Origin of the sequence: Acidisoma sp. (assembly GCF_035492295.1) — a bacterium.
Taxonomy (GTDB): Bacteria; Pseudomonadota; Alphaproteobacteria; order Acetobacterales; family Acetobacteraceae; genus Acidisoma.
Window position 1 is genome coordinate 20,360 of sequence record NZ_DATJJK010000246.1, and the last position, 15,905, is coordinate 36,264.

At 63.4% G+C, this 15,905-nt stretch carries 17 protein-coding genes; 6 read left to right on the forward strand and 11 right to left on the reverse strand.

Going from position 1 to position 15,905, the window contains the following annotated elements; genetic code table 11:
• Window positions 1-79 precede the first annotated feature (79 nt).
• Window positions 80-1,486, forward strand: a complete 1,407-nt coding sequence (locus tag VL752_RS18370; protein ID WP_325357402.1) for an MDR family MFS transporter — start codon at window positions 80-82, stop codon at window positions 1,484-1,486.
• On the opposite strand, the gene VL752_RS18375 is transcribed toward VL752_RS18370, so the two are convergent.
• Entirely contained in the window at window positions 1,483-2,415 is a 933-nt protein-coding gene (locus tag VL752_RS18375; RefSeq protein WP_325357404.1) for a CDP-diacylglycerol diphosphatase, read from the reverse strand. The genes VL752_RS18370 and VL752_RS18375 overlap by 4 nt on opposite strands.
• Between VL752_RS18375 and VL752_RS18380 the strand changes: the two genes are divergently transcribed.
• Window positions 2,414-2,800, forward strand: coding sequence for an MAPEG family protein (locus VL752_RS18380; protein WP_325357406.1), 387 nt, complete (start codon window positions 2,414-2,416; stop codon window positions 2,798-2,800). The genes VL752_RS18375 and VL752_RS18380 overlap by 2 nt on opposite strands.
• 35 nt (window positions 2,801-2,835) lie before the next feature.
• Here the strand turns inward: VL752_RS18380 and VL752_RS18385 are convergent, their stop codons facing one another.
• On the reverse strand, window positions 2,836-3,540 hold the full coding sequence (locus VL752_RS18385; RefSeq protein ID WP_325357408.1) for an SDR family oxidoreductase: 705 nt from the start codon (window positions 3,538-3,540) through the stop codon (window positions 2,836-2,838).
• 273 nt (window positions 3,541-3,813) lie between these two features.
• Here VL752_RS18385 and VL752_RS18390 point away from each other — a divergent pair, with 273 nt between their 5' ends.
• The 3 genes from VL752_RS18390 to rnhA all read left to right on the forward strand — a co-directional run bounded on the left by VL752_RS18390 (window position 3,814) and on the right by rnhA (window position 6,774).
• Window positions 3,814-5,109: a DEAD/DEAH box helicase gene (locus tag VL752_RS18390; protein ID WP_325357410.1), complete on the forward strand. Its 1,296-nt coding sequence runs from the start codon at window positions 3,814-3,816 to the stop codon at window positions 5,107-5,109.
• Window positions 5,110-5,336: 227 nt separating this feature from the next.
• On the forward strand, window positions 5,337-6,296 hold the full coding sequence (locus VL752_RS18395; protein WP_325357412.1) for a homoserine kinase: 960 nt from the start codon (window positions 5,337-5,339) through the stop codon (window positions 6,294-6,296).
• The gene (gene rnhA, locus VL752_RS18400; RefSeq protein ID WP_325357415.1) at window positions 6,286-6,774 is read left to right on the forward strand and encodes a ribonuclease HI; all 489 of its coding nucleotides are present in this window, start codon (window positions 6,286-6,288) and stop codon (window positions 6,772-6,774) included. The genes VL752_RS18395 and rnhA overlap by 11 nt, the downstream gene beginning before the upstream one ends.
• 105 nt (window positions 6,775-6,879) lie before the next feature.
• Here rnhA and VL752_RS18405 read toward each other — a convergent pair whose 3' ends face one another.
• From VL752_RS18405 to VL752_RS18445, 9 genes are all read right to left on the reverse strand, one after another.
• Window positions 6,880-8,880 carry a hypothetical protein gene (locus tag VL752_RS18405; RefSeq protein ID WP_325357417.1) on the reverse strand — a complete coding sequence of 667 codons (2,001 nt, stop codon included), beginning with the start codon at window positions 8,878-8,880 and terminating at the stop codon, window positions 6,880-6,882.
• On the reverse strand, window positions 8,877-9,371 hold the full coding sequence (locus VL752_RS18410; RefSeq protein WP_325357419.1) for a hypothetical protein: 495 nt from the start codon (window positions 9,369-9,371) through the stop codon (window positions 8,877-8,879). Before VL752_RS18410 ends, VL752_RS18405 begins: the two co-directional genes overlap by 4 nt.
• Window positions 9,368-10,108: a glycosyltransferase family 2 protein gene (locus VL752_RS18415; protein ID WP_325357421.1), complete on the reverse strand. Its 741-nt coding sequence runs from the start codon at window positions 10,106-10,108 to the stop codon at window positions 9,368-9,370. Before VL752_RS18415 ends, VL752_RS18410 begins: the two co-directional genes overlap by 4 nt.
• A 41-nt stretch (window positions 10,109-10,149) precedes the next feature.
• Window positions 10,150-10,536 (reverse strand): capsular biosynthesis protein, encoded by a 387-nt coding sequence (locus VL752_RS18420; RefSeq protein WP_325357423.1) that lies wholly within the window; start codon window positions 10,534-10,536, stop codon window positions 10,150-10,152.
• Window positions 10,533-11,999 (reverse strand): hypothetical protein, encoded by a 1,467-nt coding sequence (locus VL752_RS18425; protein WP_325357425.1) that lies wholly within the window; start codon window positions 11,997-11,999, stop codon window positions 10,533-10,535. The genes VL752_RS18420 and VL752_RS18425 overlap by 4 nt, the downstream gene beginning before the upstream one ends.
• The gene (locus VL752_RS18430; RefSeq protein WP_325357427.1) at window positions 11,996-12,973 is read right to left on the reverse strand and encodes a hypothetical protein; all 978 of its coding nucleotides are present in this window, start codon (window positions 12,971-12,973) and stop codon (window positions 11,996-11,998) included. The genes VL752_RS18425 and VL752_RS18430 overlap by 4 nt, the downstream gene beginning before the upstream one ends.
• On the reverse strand, window positions 12,967-13,761 hold the full coding sequence (locus VL752_RS18435; RefSeq protein ID WP_325357429.1) for a glycosyltransferase family 2 protein: 795 nt from the start codon (window positions 13,759-13,761) through the stop codon (window positions 12,967-12,969). Before VL752_RS18435 ends, VL752_RS18430 begins: the two co-directional genes overlap by 7 nt.
• Window positions 13,754-14,221 (reverse strand): GtrA family protein, encoded by a 468-nt coding sequence (locus tag VL752_RS18440; RefSeq protein WP_325357439.1) that lies wholly within the window; start codon window positions 14,219-14,221, stop codon window positions 13,754-13,756. The genes VL752_RS18435 and VL752_RS18440 overlap by 8 nt, the downstream gene beginning before the upstream one ends.
• Window positions 14,222-15,035: 814 nt before the next feature.
• Window positions 15,036-15,461: an OsmC family protein gene (locus tag VL752_RS18445; RefSeq protein WP_325357431.1), complete on the reverse strand. Its 426-nt coding sequence runs from the start codon at window positions 15,459-15,461 to the stop codon at window positions 15,036-15,038.
• Window positions 15,462-15,618: 157 nt separating this feature from the next.
• Here VL752_RS18445 and VL752_RS18450 point away from each other — a divergent pair.
• Window positions 15,619-15,905 (forward strand): glutathione S-transferase family protein (locus VL752_RS18450; RefSeq protein ID WP_325357433.1); only part of this gene is annotated, 287 nt, incomplete at its 3' end.

Here is a 15,905-nt window from a genome sequence, read left to right on the forward strand (position 1 = left end):
AAGCCGGAAAGGCCCGATCCCGACCCGGTTCTTGCTCAGGATCTTGCCTTGACCTTTCATCGCTGCGTCCCGCCGCCGCATGTCTGACACACCGAGCCCCCAGGGGTTTCGGAAGCTCCTCATCCCGCTCATCGTCGCCATCGCCTTCATGATGGAGCAGATCGACACGACGGTGATCACGACCGCCCTGCCCAGCATGGCGGCCAGCTTCCACCGCAGCGCAGTTACCCTCAATCTCGCCATCACCGCCTATCTCATCAGCCTGGCGATCTTCATCCCGGTCAGCGGCTGGGTCGCCGATCGTTTCGGTATGCGGCGCACCTTCATCGCCGCCTTGGGCCTCTTCACCCTCGGCTCCCTCTGCTGCGCCGCCGCGCCGGATTTCTGGACCTTCATCCTGGTTCGGGTGCTCCAGGGCGCGGGGGGTGCGATGATGACGCCGGTCGGGCGCCTCATTCTGCTCCGCGCCTTCCCGAAAAAGGAACTGGTGCGGGCGATGACCTATTTCACGGTGCCCGTAGTCATCGGCCCGACCCTCGGCCCCATCCTCGGCGGCCTGATCACCCATTATCTCGGCTGGCGCTGCATCTTTCTGGTCAACCTGCCCTTCGGCCTGGTCGGCATGGCCACCGCCTGGCGCTATGTCGCCGAGCAGAAGCTGGAGCTGCCGCCGCGCTTCGATACCCGCGGCTTCCTGCTGACCAGTGCGGGTTTCGTGCTGCTGCAGATCGCCATCCAGATGGTGAGCGAGCGCGGGCTGTTCCTCTTCGCCCTGCTGGCGCTCGTCGTCTCCGCAATCATCTTCGCCCTCTACACCCGCCACATGCGGCGCCTGCGCCATCCGGCGCTCGACCTCCGGCTGCTGCGCATCGCCTCCTTCCGGGTCGGCGTGATTGCCGGCGGCATCAGTCGCATGGGAATGAATTCGGTCGCGTTCCTGCTGCCCCTCATGCTGCAGCTCGGCTTCGGCTACAGCCCGGTGCATTCCGGCCTTCTGACCTTCGTGAGCAGCCTCGGCACGGTCGTCATTCGCCCGCTCGCCGGCCGGCTCCTGAGACAATTCGGCTTCGGCCGGCTGCTGGCCGGCAACGCCCTCTATGCCGCCTGCGGTGTGGCCGGCTTTGCGGCCATGGGGATGGGTACGCCGGATTGGGCGATCCTCGCCTGGGGGCTCGTCTTCGGCGTCGGGCGCGGCCTGCAGTTCACAACGCTGAATACGGTGAGCTTCGTCGACACGCCGGCCGAGAAACTCAGTGCCAGCACCGCCTTCTCCGGCGTTGCTCAACAGCTCACCATGGGTCTCGGTGTCGCCGTCGCGGCCGCGCTCCTGAAGCAGTTCGGGCATCCGGAGAACGCTGTCTCGGTCGCGACCTTCCACGCCGTCTTTCTGATCATGGCGGGCGTGACGCTGCTCTCGATTCCCGGCTTCCTCACCCTGCCCGCCGAAACCGGCGCGGCGGTCAGCGGCTATCGGCGGCGGGGTTAGGAGGCGCGCCCGATGCGGCAGGCATGGTCCTGCAGCGCCTCGCCGCTTCCCACATTTCCTGCGGAGAGACGCGCCCGGCCGGCGAGGAGGATGAAGCCCGGCGTGGATGCGCCCGGCGAGGATGCGCCCGGCGTGGATACGCCAAGCCTCCCTTCCTCGAAGCGAGCGCCCACCAGTACCAGCGTATAGGCGCCCATATGGCTGCGCGCGCCTTTCAGCCGATCCGCCAGAAGATGAAAGGGATTGGCCTGCCCCAGCCGCTCTCCGTCGATCCGCATCGCCTCATAGGGCGTTCCCGCGAGCATCGCAGGAAAGGGCGACCAATCAGGTCCGACGGCCCCTTCGTGATCCTTCAAGGCCGCCGCGACCTTGGGGTCGATGCAGTCGATATGGATATGCAGCTGGTCCTGCGTGCGGCCATGGATGGAATTGATCGCGAGGCTGAGATCCTGTCGCGGCAGCGCGTGGCCCAGGCGCGCCGCCACCAGCGGCGTCTGGCCCCAGGCTTCGGCAAAGAAGTTCGGCGTCGCCGGTGCCAGCACGGCCGGGCTCTCAATCCCGGAGATGCGGGTCGTGGGGATCAGCAAATACTGCGTCTGCCCCACGATATCCTTGAGGATCGCATAGCCGCCGGCGAGATCGACGCGGGCGCAGGGCGCGGGATGGCCGAAGGTCTTCTCGTCCATCACGCATTTTCCGTGCACGATCTTCCACAGGATATCGGGATCGGTTGCCGCACCCAGGAAAAGGATGGGCAAAAAGGCCGCAACGACGACGGCCGCCGCAATCACACCCCTGACCCAGGTGATCCGCCGGACCGCGCGGGACTTGATCACACCCATCGCCGCCTCCATTCCGGCCATGGACAGCCGGCGCTTCGCCCCATCTCTATAGCCGGCCCCTTCCTCTCTCTCCAGGAACCGCTTCATGACCACGCCGATGAGCCTGCTTCTCTGGTCCGTCCTGCTCGGCCTCGTGCAATGTCTGGCGACCGGCTTCGCCGTCAGCGCGGCGCGCGGCCTCGATTTCAGCGCCAGCCCGCGGGACGACCAGCAGCCCATCACCGGCCTCGGCGGGCGGGTGATCCGCGCCTTTGCCAATTTCCGCGAGAGCTATCCGTTCTTCGTCGCCCTGGTCCTGGCCGGAGAGGTGCTGCACCGTCATTCGGGGCTGATCACCACGGGCGCGGAACTCTATTTCTGGGGGCGCCTGATCTACTGGCCGCTCTATGTCGGGGGCGTGCCCTGGATCCGCTCGATCATCTGGCTGCTCGCCAGTTTCGGCTTGGTGCTGATGCTGATCGGGCTTGCCTAGGCATAGGGAGGGCCGGTCCCGGCTCAATACGAACCCTACAGCGCTCGCATCAGCCCGCCATCGACACGCAGATTCTGGCCGGTGATATAGCCCGCCCCGTCCGAGACGAGAAAAGCGACCGTGTCTGCAATCTCCTCCGCCGTGCCGTAGCGCGCCATGGGAACCGTGGCGCGCCGCGCCTCGGTCTCGGGCAAGCTGTCGATCCAGCCGGGCAGGACGTTGTTCATGCGGACCTTCCTGGCGGCATACCCATCCGCGAAAATCTTGGTGAAGGCCGAAAGCCCGGCGCGGAACACGGCCGAGGTCGGGAACATCGGCGTCGGCTCGAAAGCCCAGGCGGTCGAGATATTGACGATCGAGCCGCCCGCGGGCTGCGCCGCCATGATAGGGGCGACAAGCCGCACCGGGCGAATCGCGCTCATGAGGTAGACATCCATCCCGAGATGCCACTGCTCGTCCGTGATTTCGAGGATCGGCGCCCTCGGCCCATGGCCCGCGCTGTTCACCAGCGCGTCCACCCTGCCCCATTTGGCCATGACGGCATCAACCAGGCGCTCCATATCCGCGTTCGACTGGTTGGAACCGGTGACGCCAATACCGCCAAGCTCCCCTGCCAGCGCCTCCCCCTTGCCGGACGAGGACAGGATCGCCACCTGATAGCCGATACCGGCGAGCTTTCGGGCGCAGGCAGCGCCCATGCCGGACCCGCCCGCCATGATGACCGCGACCTTCTCGCTCATATTCATCTCCTTTTCCCCCGAAGTCAGCTTGCGCAGACGATGCGCCACACACAAGGCTGACACGATAGTCGTTGATCTTTTTGCTGCGGTGCGGTAGCAGCCACCTCTGTGATTGTTCGTGAGACGCGCGAACGGTGACCTTTCGTTTCAGGCGCAATGCCGCGGGTCATCTTTTTCCGAGCAGTTTCCTTCCAAACCGTTCTACTCCGCATCGCGCGGGGAGTTCGAACACGAACCGCCCGGGCCAAGGCGCCTGGCGGCGTGGAGACTATTTTGACCGAAATTCCGACGACGACGAACGACAGCTTCGCTTCCCTCGGCCTTAACGAGCCCATCCAGAAAGCGCTGGCGGAACTCGACTTCTCGGCACCGACGCCGATTCAGGCACGGGCCATCCCCGAACTCCTCAAGGGGCGCGATCTCCTGGGCATCGCCCAGACCGGCACCGGCAAGACCGGCGCCTTCGGCCTGCCCGTGATCCAGCATCTGCTGGCCGAGAATCTGCGCGTGCGCCCCTACGGCACCCGCGCGCTGATCCTGGCCCCCACGCGGGAACTCGCATTGCAGATCAACGAAAGCATCCGCAAATTCGCGGCCGGCACCGGCATCCGCACGGTGGTTATCCTCGGCGGCGTCGGCCGCATGCCGCAGGTGCAGCGCATGCAGCGCGGCACGGATATCGTGATCGGCACGCCGGGCCGCCTGCTCGACCTCATGAACACCCGCGAACTCATCCTCGACCAGGTCAGCCATTTCGTGCTGGACGAGGGCGACCAGATGCTCGATCTCGGGTTCATCAAGGATATCCGTTCAATCCTGGCCAAGCTGCCGGCCAAGCGTCAGTCCATGCTCTTCTCGGCCACCATGCCGAAGGAAATCGGCCAACTCGCCAGCAGCCTGCTGCGCGACCCCGTGCGGGTCGAGGTGAAGGCCGAAACCGCGACGCCGGACAAGATCGAGCAGCATGTCTATTTCTCCGATGCCGGCGCCAAGAAGCGCCTGCTGGTGGGACTGCTGAAAGACCCGACCCTCGCCCGCGTCATCGTCTTCACCCGCACCAAGCGGGGTGCGGACAAGGTGGCCGAGCATCTTTCGGCCTCCGGCATTCCGGCGGATGCGATGCATGGCAATAAGAGCCAGAACGCCCGCCAGCGCATTCTGGATCGCTTCAAGGGCGGCCAGGCCCGCGTGCTGGTGGCGACCGATCTCGCCGCTCGCGGCATCCACGTGACCGGCATTACCCATGTCATCAACTACGAACTGCCGAACGAGCCTGAGAGCTACGTGCACCGCATCGGCCGCACGGCGCGCGCTGGTGCCTCGGGCGTGGCTTACGCCTTCTGCGACCCGACCGAGCGGACCTTCCTGCGGGATATCCAGAAGCTGACCGGCGTCGTCATGAACGTCTCGAAGCTCGAGGGCATCACCCCGGCGAACGACGTCGAGATGGCGGCCCTGTCTGACGGCGTCGCACAGGCGCCGAAGCCCCGGATGAGCGAGGACCGGCCGAAACGGCGCGGCAGACGCTCCGGCTCCGGCCGTCGCCCGCGCCAGAACCGCGCCGCCTGAGATCGGGGAAGGGGAAGCAACGCCTCCCCTTCCCGCCTCCGCCGCGTCTTTGCCTCTGGCCTTCAACCGGTCTCGTCCGCAAGGTCTGATCGGCACAGATTGAATCAGCGAATCAGGCCCTTATCAATAGCTTAGAGTGTGAGTCGGCTGTCAGATTGAAGCGAAACCGCTTCTATCCGACACGATCACCCTCTAGGAAAAGACGTCTTTCTCCCGGGTGAGTGCCGATGGCCGTCTATACCGAAGTCACCGACGATGCGCTGCGCGCCTTCTTGACGGCCTATGACATCGGCGAACTCGTGGCCTTCCGCGGCATCGCCGAAGGCGTGGAAAACAGCAACTACATGCTGCGCACCACGGCGGGTGACTTCATCCTCACCCTCTACGAAAAACGCGTGAACCCGGCGGACCTGCCCTGGTTCCTCAACCTTATGCAGCATCTGGCGACGCAGGGCGTGAATTGCCCGCAACCGGTCATGGCGCAGGACGGCAACGCCCTCCGCATGTTGGCGGACCGCCATGCCGCCATCACCACCTTCCTCCCCGGCGTCTGGCCGCGCCGCGTACAGCTTGTCCATTGTGGGCCGCTGGGCGAAGCGCTCGCGCGTCTGCACAAAGCGGGAGCGAGCTATGCGCCCCGCCGGGAGAATGCGTTGGGGCCTGCCGGCTGGCGGCCCCTGCTGGAGCGCAGCCTCAGCCGGGCGGACGACGTCGTGCCCGGCCTCGGCGCGGAACTCACCGCCGTGCTCGACCGACTGCTGGAGGCCTGGCCGCGCGACCTGCCGGAAGGCCAGATCCATGCCGATCTTTTCCCCGATAATGTCTTCTTCCTGAAGAACGAGGTTTCCGGACTGATCGACTTCTATTTCGCGGCAACCGATCTCCTCGCCTATGATCTCGCCATCTGCCTCAATGCCTGGTGCTTCGAACCGGACGGCGCCTTCAATGTCACCAAGGGACGGGCGCTGATCGGCGCCTATCAGGCGGTGCGTCCGCTCTCCCCTGCCGAGACCAAGGCGCTGCCGATCCTCGCTCAAGGGGCCGCGCTGCGCTTCCTGCTCACCCGCCTCCATGACTGGCTCTATGTTCCGGAAGGTGCCTTGGTGACGCCGAAAGACCCGCTCGAATATTTGCGCAAGCTGCGCTTCCACCGCCACGCCTCGGGGATTGCCGCCTATGTCGGATGACGCATCCCGCATGGTTGTGGAGATCTGGACCGATGGCGGCTGCAAGCCCAATCCCGGCCCGGGCGGCTGGGCGGCGATCCTCCGCTTCGGAGCAGCCGAGAAGGAACTGAGCGGGGCCGAGCCCAATACAACCAACAACCGGATGGAGCTGACGGCGGCGGCGGCGGCGCTGGAAGCCCTGACCCGGCCCTGCACCGTCGCGCTGCATACCGACAGCGAATATCTCCGCAACGGCATCACCCGCTGGACCACGGGCTGGGTTCGCCGCAACTGGCGCAATTCGGCGGGCGATCCGGTCGCGAATATCGACCTCTGGCAGCGCATCCTGACTGCAGCCGCCCGGCACGAGATCGATTGGCGCTGGGTGCGCGGCCACGCCGGGGACGTGATGAACGAGCGCGCCGATGTGCTGGCAACCCGCGCGCGGGAGGGCATCGTCACGGTCACCGGCCCTGGCGGACGGAACGAGCCTGGGTGATGACGGCGGACTAAGGAAGCCGCCAGACTTGGCCGAGTGCGGCGTGCCTGTCTCCACGGAGTTGGCAGTGCCAGCGCGAGAGCTGACAGAACTCCGCCAAATCGGTCAACGCAACGCGGACTGGATCAGATACTCGAAATTGACCACCATTTGACCCGGCAAAACGAGCGGCGTGAGGCCACCAATTGCAGCGGCGATCAGCAAGAGGCTTTGAATCTTGCGGCGACTTGCCGAATTCACCTGCGCGAGCAACAGGATAAGGCCGAAGATCAGCCCGCTATAGAACCAAGGCTCCACGAGCCGCGATCGCAGCCAGATGGAGAGGCTCCGCTCCCAATCCTGACTTGCCTGGGCCGGGGCGATGAAATCGAACGCGATGAAGCAGATGGGTAAAGCAAGAAGACACAGAACGGTGCCTACGAGGAGCAAGGTGGTCTGCTGGTCCCCGGGCAAACGCGCATACGATGCCTTGGCGAGGGACCACCACGCCAAGGCGGCGCTCATCACCGCGAAGGCTAGCCCATAGGTCCGAACAAACATAGGCAGTGAGCTGCAATGGCCGGCGAGCGTCCGCAGCCCCCAGACATAGCCGCTGCAATAGGGCGACAGCATGAATTTGCCCGAGGAGCCGGCGAGCTGGCTGACCTCTCGGTCGGCGATCTGCATATGGCTGAACGGCCAAATCGGCGCGAGCAGGCCGTATGACTTGTGAATGAAGACGTTGCCCAGACAGAGCACGCCAAAGCCGTAGCCGACGGCGAGACACGCGACAAGCAGTACGGGTCCGGAGCGCCAGCCCGAGGGCACCCAACGCGCGCCGCAGGCGCACCAGGCGATGACCGCGACAAGCCCCCCGGCCAAAGCCGCCGCGAGCAGGATCTCCACGCTGAGTTGAGCGCTCACGGTGCGGGTCACGCCGTAGGTCGCCATGAAACAGACGAGAACAACGAGCGCCACGAGCGCCGCGCCTTGCCACAGCCGCGCGGACCCGGAGGCAGTGGGGCGAAGCTGCGTGAGGAGCGCGACGGGAAGGCCCCAGGCAATGACCACCACCGTCTGCACCGGCATGCTTGACAAGCCAGCGCCGAGAACCGCTGCGAGGCCGAGCGCAGCCAGGGACGGCACCTTCTGGTCCCACAGCTTCAGCACCGACAGCAGGATGAACGGCGCGACCGGAATGAGAAACCGCGCAATGTGCAGCGTGAAGATCAGCGGACTCAGCGAATCAGCCAGCAACCTTGAACTGATCACATTAAGCGACAGGCTCGCGATACTGATGAAGACGAGGACCGCGAAGGCGCTGAGCTTGTCAACCCCGAAGGAGCGCAGGCTGAGATAGCAAAGTCCGAGAATGGACAGCCGACCGAACGCGGCCATGAACCAGTAGAGCGTAAACACGGTCACCTTGTCGGCGCCGTGGACGAGGCCGTAGATGACCGGGTAGAGAAGCGCGGCCTCGTCATAATGTTGGGAGACGAGCGGAAAATACCCCCGGCCGATCCCGTAGCTCCCTGACGTGTAGATGTGGTTGATGAACCAGGAACTCGCCTCTCCCACGACGTGGAAGCGGTCGAACTGGATGCCGAACACAAGCAAGGCGACGGTGAGACCCGCGATCGGCACCGCATCCTGCCAGCGCCAGCCGACCGTCTCGCGCGCCATGTCCTTGCGGAGAGCCCAAAGCACCCCGGCCGCGCCGGCGAGCGTCAGGGCGCCCACGACAAGCGGAGCTTGCGTGTTCGGCAGGACGAGGGTGACGAGCCGAGCCAGGACGATGAGGATCAGATTGCCGGGAATAATCCCGGCGACGAGCAACCAGGCTTCGCCGGCAAGATGCCTGCGGCCCCAGACCGGGCGCACAACCAGCCTGTAGCCAAGCAACGCCGAGCAAGCCTGGAGCAGGATGACGCCGAGAACCGCGCGCATCTGGACCGGTGCCGAGAAGAGCAGCGGCTGGCCATAGTCATTGTCCACTCGCGGAAAGCCGATGCGAACCCCGCGACCGAGCTGATGCCAGTTCAACAGGGCGATCAGAACCCAAAGACCTGTCACCGCCAGCGTCGCCAGCGGCAAGGCGCGCGTCCAGGAAAGTTTGAGGCTGGTCATGGCGCCGTCGGCGACGCGGTAGCGGCCTGCGTGGACGGGCAGCCGGTGTCCTTGCCGGACACGCCCACGATTCCGCCCAGCCGCTGCACCGCCTTCCGCAATGCGGCCTCGCGCTCGGGGGTCAGCGCTTCCATCGAGCCGATGACCTTCGCTGTGGCGAGTGCGCCGAGATCCGTTATCACACTTGGCGCGAGCACGGCGGACGCCGCCAGGGTTCCACCCACTATACCGAGCAGGATGAGCGCGATCGCCGCAAAGCGGACGATCTGAGCGCGGACGGCCTCGCCAGCCTGGTCCCGTGCCAGCGCCCGCATGCGCGCCGATAAGGGCGCAGTCTCGGCTTCGGCACGCATCAGGTCATCGAATGCGGCGCCCGGCGTGTCACCGATGCCAGATAAGGGCATGCCCGCGAAGCGGAATACGAATTTCCTCCCGTCCGTGAAGAACTCCCCCCGGACGAGCGTCTCGTCCCCTGCCCCGCCGTCCCTCATGGCCCTACCTCCAATGAACGAAGTCCAAGGTCGGCGCTTGTCCGTGCTTCAAACCGCCGCACTTCATCGGGAACGCCAAGGGGAATAACAGCGTCCACAGGCACGTTATGAATGAAGACGGGACGGTGTTCCGAAAGAAGCTGGCTATAGAGCGGCGCGACGTAACGCTCACCCGCTTCCAGCGTCCCGCCGGCCACGTAATGGGCATCATAGGCGCGCCGGAAAAGATCGAAGGACGCGAACCAATAAAGCCCGACCGTGGCGTGCGGGGAGATGCGCTTCTTCTCGCGCACAGCCGACACCCGGCCGTCGGCGTCGGCGGCTGCGAAGCTCCAATGGTCGCCCTCCGCGGCGAAGCAGGGGATCCAGCCGTCGCCGCGCACCGCGGTCGCGGGCAGCGCCCGCGGGTGCACGAAGGTGTCGATATTATAGATGAGCATCGGCTCCTGCGCCGGCACGACGGACATGGCCTGCATCGCGGTGGTTGCCTGCCCGTCGGTCGGCGCGTCCAGCTCAACGATATCGAACCTTGTGATCCCGACAGTGGCCGCCTCACGCGCGATGAAGTCGGAAGCATCATCCGCGGCCCGGACGATGAACGCGAAACTTGCGCCGCCTCTGATGAATTGATCGAGGCTCAGCATCGACCAGCTGAACAGCGAACGCCCGTGCGCTTCGATCCGATATTTCGGAACCGTGTAGCCTGCGTCCAGAAAGCGCCGGCCGAAGCCGGCCATGGTGATGATTGCGGTCGTCATTGCACGAGTCTCCGCATGTCTCATTCCGTACCAATGAGGGACAAGATCTCTTCGTAGGACATGTTCAGGAACTCATTCGGCCGGATGGTGCGATCATCAACGTAGAATCCCCCGCGGCCCGGCCAAGGTTTGCCAACCTGCAGTTCGTCGTAGGGGATCTCGTGACGGTCAAGCCAGCCGAATAGATGCTTGGCCGTATTCGCGTTGATCAGACCGATATTTCCGTCGTAGGTATTCATGTTACGCGACGTATGCAGGATGATGTAAAAGCCCGCCGCACGATATTCACGAATTCTGGCAACCATGTCCGCGTGGGGCGCGATATCGTCATAAGATTGGCCGGCGGCCTTCTTCGGACAGAGCGTGCCGTCGATATCGCAGACGATGGATTTCTCTTTGCGGATCACAATGCGGCCTCCAGCTCGGTCAGAATTTTCAACGCGACTAGGACAAACGCGAGAACCTTGCGGGGCCGATCGATATGGAGCGGCAACATGGAGATGAACAGCGAAGCCTCGCAGAGCCGGATCGCGCGCACCGAGTAGTTGGCCTGCACCAGGGCCTCCTCGAAAATAGGCCGCGCCCACTCCGGCGGCAGTCGGTCAATCGTCAGTTGCGGGCGCATGTTGTCATCAATCTGGACATCGAACATGCCGTGGTTGACAAAGTCATAGGAGCCGATCACCGAATGGCTCAGCTTGGCGAGGTCATAGAGAGGGTGTGTCCAGAGCTCGGCTTCGTTCATGGCCCCGCGCGGGTCGATCAGCTTCAGGGTCTGGGTCGTCTTGGCATAGAGCATGTTCGAGAAGCATAAATCCCCATGCCCGATCGCGAACTTGTCCCCGCCGAGTTCGCCGCGCAGCCGCGTGTAGAGCGCGAGATAGCGATTGAACAGCGCATCTATTCCGCCGCAGGCCCGGTCGAACATCGGTGCGAGAACGGCGTAGTCCGGAAACGTCTTCAGACTGTCCAGACGCTCGCGAACCTTGGTCACGTAAAGCTTGTCCGCCATCGCATCGACCTCTTTGGGCGAGACTTTGCGGGTGGGCCGAATAGAGATGAAATAGAGAAGATGCTTGGTGAGCCGACGGAACTCTAGTTCGCTGAAGGCGTGATGGAGCCACTGGACCGCAATGTCCGGAACGAAGAGACGTTCCATCTTATAGCTGGCGCTTTTGTCATCTTCCCTGAAGTCGAAGGGGCGGATGAAGAACATCTGCATCTGCGCCGGCAGCATCTCCCAGAAGCGATATTCCTGCTCCAGCTTCCTCTTGTCAGTCGAACGCTTGGTGATCGTATAGCCGCTGCGCTCCAGCGAGTTGAAGAAACGCGCGTCGAAGGTGCCCGAGAGGAACTCCAGCAGCGTCACCTCCTCCCGGAGATTGGTGAGCTGGAGCCGTTCATCCATCCGCACGAATTGATTCGCGTTCTTGTCGAGGAACGGCAGCACGGTGTCCTGCGCGCGGGCCGCCAGATAGCCACGGAACAGCGGCTCGATCAGCAGCATCCAGCCCGACCAATTGTCCCCGCCGGCAATCGTCAGATCGAGGTTTTGCGGACTGTAGCGCGCCTGTTTGAGAAATTGGATGATCGCCTCCGGGCCCCGCCCCGCGATGATCCCGGCAGGGCATATCAGAAACCGGTCGGTCGGTCGGTCGCGGCGGCGCACGGTCTCGGCGAGCGCGGCCCAATCATCCACCGTCTCCATGTCGACGGGCGGCGGCAGGGACGCGGCAAAGGCCGCGCGCTCCATGATCGACGAAATCGTCTGCCGCTTGTAGATGAGCTGGCCGAAGCGTTCGACGCCGATCAATTCGCGAAGCCGGTGCGGAACCGGCTGCGCATTGTCGATGATGAGCCAAAGCGTCATGAGCCGTTCCTTCGCCCATTCCCGCTGGCGTAGACGAAGAACGCAGCCGCGGCGATGATTGCAAGCGGGGCCTGCCCGGCGACGACATACATGCGCGCAAAGGCATCGAGCGAACCGAGCTTTGCCAGCGCATCTGGGAGGTTGCCGTTCGTCGTTGTGCGCGAAAGGAAGGCGAGAAGGCCGGAAAGCCCACCGCCGCTACCCGCGACACCCGACACGAGTACTTCGAAGCTGCCGAACTCGAACATCCAGATCAGAACTGTCAATGCCACGAGAGAGGGGATCTTGCCTTTGATCAGAACCGGAATCCGGTTGATGGTTCTGCGCAAGTCCTCGATGCCTTTGAGCGCCTTGATCGTCCAGGCGCCCTCGTGCTGGCGGATGAGGTAGGTGCCGAAGCGGCGGAGATTGTCCGGAACGATGGCCACCATGAGGGCCGAGAGCGACACGAAAAGGAGCGTGAGCAGGGTGATGCCGGCGTAGGCGCTCAACGCGTAGCCATGGTCAGCCAAGCTCGCATAGCCCAGCGTTACAAGCAGCAAGGGCAGGAGGACAGCCAGGTCGAACAAACGCTCGATCCAGACTATCGTGATCCCAAACACGGTGCCTCCGGTGAAAAGGCCGAGTTCAATGCCGCGATAGGCGTCTCCCAACCGGAGCGGCATGCCGAACGCGACGCCTGCCGTATAGAAGTGAAACGCCGTCAGGCGGCGCAGGCTCAACCGGGCGTTCCCAATGAGAAGGGCGAGCCGCACCACGCGCATGACATGTCCCGCCAGATAGACCGCCGCAACCGTGAGGGCTTCCGGTCCGTGCGCCGCAACCTCGGCCGCCAGTTCTCCCCGCGCGGCAGCCGCGAGCACCGCCCACACGCACCGGAACAGAACGAGCAATGCGACCGCGCGAAGTGCATAGGGCCAGAAACGAACGGCGAGAGTTGTGATCGGCTCGTTGAGGCGAAGTTGTCTCAACATGCATGCCCTGCGACGACTGTGGACGGGTAGGCTCCGTCCGGACGGTCCGAATAGTCATTCGCCAAATACTTCCGTCGCATCGCGCCGTATCGCAAAGCGATCTCGGCGACGCGCAGGCTCTGCCGGACCAGTTTGACGTTGGAAACCTGGTCGCTTTCGCGCCAGGTCAGCGGGAAGAACTTCATCTTCCAGCCGCGATCGATCGATTTCAGCATCATATGGTAGTTGAAGGTCAGGTCGTTCGCGTTCTTCAGCCACCAACGATCGGCGAGCGCGCCAACCCGGTAGAGATTGAGGCCAGAGCCGAGGTCCTTGATCGGGTAGCTGGATACGACGGAATAAAGCATGTTGAACCCGTAATTTCCCAGGGTTCTGACGGCGGAATAGCCCTCGAGCTTGGAGCCCTTCATGAACCGCGCGCCGAGCAGCGCGTCGAGGCCAAGGTGCTCACGCCGCTCGAGATAAGGCAGGATGTCCTCGATGCTGCCCTGGTCATCGCCGTGGAGAACGATCACATAATCGAAGGCATGGGCGAGTGCGTATTCGAAGGCCACTTTGTGTGAGCCGCCAAGGCCGTAATTTCCGTCGTTCATCAAGACGTTAGCGAGGATCTGCAGAGATTTGATGCGCTCCGCGGCCACCGCCTGGCCCTTGTCGGTGCTTCGATTGTCGACCACGATTAGACCCGATAGCAAGGCCTGGGCGCGCGGCGTCAATTGGTCGAGAACACGGGCGATCTGCCGCTCGCAATTGTACATTGGAATAAAGAGCAGAATTCGATCAGACATTGCTCTGCTCCGCGACGATCGTTATCCGGCGGCGCGTCAGCCAAGACATCATCAAGAAATTCGCGCTGAAGGTCACTGGCAAGACGACCAGTTTTGCAATCACGGGCGGCGAAATATGCTCGGCGATCAATCCAACGACGTAGGAAGCGGCAAGAATTGCAACGGCCTGGTAGACAGCATAGGCTATGAACAATTGGCAAACGAATCTTCCGTGGTACGAGAAGATGCGCGAAACCGACATGAAATACACGAACGCGGTCGCGGCGCTTGCGGAAACAAGATTAGCAGTCGTCGGAGAAAGTCCAACCCAGGTCAGCAGGATGAAGAGGCAGAAATCAATCGCGAGTCCGCCGCCGGAGACGATTGCGAAGCGGAAGAGTTTGCCCGCGATCCTGCGCAGACGAAGAAGTCCTGGGCCACCCGTCAGTCTGTCGATCCAGACGATTCGATCGGCAAGCATCTGCAATTTCCGCTCCAACGAATCGCCACAATATTGCTTTATCATCAGTGACCCAGGACAGGTCCACGGAAGCACGGGTCGGCCGAATCCGGTAGGCAACTCATCCGCCTCCCGCTCAAGAGCGCATAGAAGAATCCCCAGTCAAAGTTGACGCCAGACTCGGCACGAACCTGTTGCCCGATGGACACTGTCGGCGGGATGGGGATAGCGGGCGCAACGCCTTGAAGCGGCATAGCCGTCTCCCTTGACTTTGTTCAAGCCTGTGTCGCCATTCAGGTGTCATGTCGGAACAGTGACCGCCAAGCGGTCCTATTACATAGATAAGAGACGGTAACGGGACACCTCTGTAACACTCGCCGGTCAGTTCAAGCACCCTGTCGGATTGGGGTATGTGCCGAGACCAAAATGGTTAGCCTTTTGACCGGCATTGCCTAGGATAACCTGCCCCTGGCGGACGGAACGGACCTGGGTGATTACGGTGAAATAAAGAAGCCGCCGCGCGACGGCGCTGCAGCATGTCCCCATCACATCGGCCGTCAGTCTATTGAGCGTGGCGAGCAGGATTTCCGTAATCCCGGGCGAGGCCAGAGCCTGGGCAAAGCTCTGCTGCACGGTGGACTTCGCAATTTCGAAACCGCGTCGGCGCCAGACGCCAATGCGTGGCCCCGACACCAAGCCCGGTCAGCCCTTCCGCGCGGCTCGCCAATCCCGCGAGCGCCCGGCCGGCAACCGGCCTCCGGCCGAGCGGCCAAGATAAAGGCCGGCGGGAATTCTCCCCGCCGGCCTTGTTCCTTTTCGTCAAACCTGCGCCCGATCAGTCGACCAGCTGGGCATCCAGCGTAATCTCGGCCTTGAGCAGTTTCGAGACCGGGCAACCGGCCTTGGCCATATTGGTCAGTTCCGTGAACTTTTCCGGCGTCGCGCCGGGAACCTTCGCCTTGAGCGTGAGATGCACGGCAGTGATGGAGAATCCGTCACCGTCCTTGTCGAGCGTGACCTCGGCCGTGGTTTCCATGTGGCTGGCCTTCAGCTGCGCCTCGCCCAGGATGAGGGAGAGTGCCATCGTGAAGCAGCCGGCATGGGCGGCGCCGATCAATTCCTCCGGATTAGTGCCCGGCTTGCCTTCGAAGCGGCTTGCGAAACCGTAGGGATAGGCGCTGAGTGCGCCGCTTTTGGTCGAAATGGCGCCTTTGCCATCTTTGATACCGCCTTCCCAGACGGCCGAACCGGTGGTCTTCATTGTGTTTTCCTCGCCTTGTTTGCAGGAAGGCTCCCCGAACACGCCGGGGATGGCCTGATGGTGGCACAGCGCGCGGGGACTGCAAGGCACGGATGATTGACGATCAATCCTCCGCCATGGCCGAATGCGGCCCTGCCAGGAAATGATGGTGGCCGAGATGATGAAATTGTTCCATTCCCCCGACAGCTGCGCACGCGCGGTGCACATCGCCTTGGAAGAGGCGGGCGCTGCTTACGAAAGCGTCCGCATGAGCCTCGGCCATGGCGACCAGCGCCAGCCGGATTATCTCGCCATCAACCCCAAGGGTCGTGTGCCGACGCTGGTGACGGAGCAGGGGGTTCTGACCGAAACCCCGGCAATCCTCGTCTATATCGCCCAGCTCTTCCCGCAGTCGTCCCTGGCACTGCCGGCAGACCCCTTCGCCTTCGCCGAGATTCAGGCCGT

Bases quoted from the DNA above. Each gene is read 5' to 3' on its own strand.
- VL752_RS18370 (WP_325357402.1), top strand. From the start codon at position 80: ATGTCTGACACACCGAGCCCCCAGGGGTTTCGGAAGCTCCTCATCCCG.
- VL752_RS18380 (WP_325357406.1), top strand. From the start codon at position 2,414: ATGACCACGCCGATGAGCCTGCTTCTCTGGTCCGTCCTGCTCGGCCTC.
- VL752_RS18375 (WP_325357404.1), bottom strand. From the start codon at position 2,415: ATGAAGCGGTTCCTGGAGAGAGAGGAAGGGGCCGGCTATAGAGATGGG.
- VL752_RS18385 (WP_325357408.1), bottom strand. From the start codon at position 3,540: ATGAGCGAGAAGGTCGCGGTCATCATGGCGGGCGGGTCCGGCATGGGC.
- VL752_RS18395 (WP_325357412.1), top strand. From the start codon at position 5,337: ATGGCCGTCTATACCGAAGTCACCGACGATGCGCTGCGCGCCTTCTTG.
- rnhA (WP_325357415.1), top strand. From the start codon at position 6,286: ATGTCGGATGACGCATCCCGCATGGTTGTGGAGATCTGGACCGATGGC.
- VL752_RS18405 (WP_325357417.1), bottom strand. From the start codon at position 8,880: ATGACCAGCCTCAAACTTTCCTGGACGCGCGCCTTGCCGCTGGCGACG.
- VL752_RS18410 (WP_325357419.1), bottom strand. From the start codon at position 9,371: ATGAGGGACGGCGGGGCAGGGGACGAGACGCTCGTCCGGGGGGAGTTC.
- VL752_RS18415 (WP_325357421.1), bottom strand. From the start codon at position 10,108: ATGGCCGGCTTCGGCCGGCGCTTTCTGGACGCAGGCTACACGGTTCCG.
- VL752_RS18425 (WP_325357425.1), bottom strand. From the start codon at position 11,999: ATGACGCTTTGGCTCATCATCGACAATGCGCAGCCGGTTCCGCACCGG.
- VL752_RS18430 (WP_325357427.1), bottom strand. From the start codon at position 12,973: ATGTTGAGACAACTTCGCCTCAACGAGCCGATCACAACTCTCGCCGTT.
- VL752_RS18435 (WP_325357429.1), bottom strand. From the start codon at position 13,761: ATGTCTGATCGAATTCTGCTCTTTATTCCAATGTACAATTGCGAGCGG.
- VL752_RS18440 (WP_325357439.1), bottom strand. From the start codon at position 14,221: ATGCTTGCCGATCGAATCGTCTGGATCGACAGACTGACGGGTGGCCCA.
- VL752_RS18445 (WP_325357431.1), bottom strand. From the start codon at position 15,461: ATGAAGACCACCGGTTCGGCCGTCTGGGAAGGCGGTATCAAAGATGGC.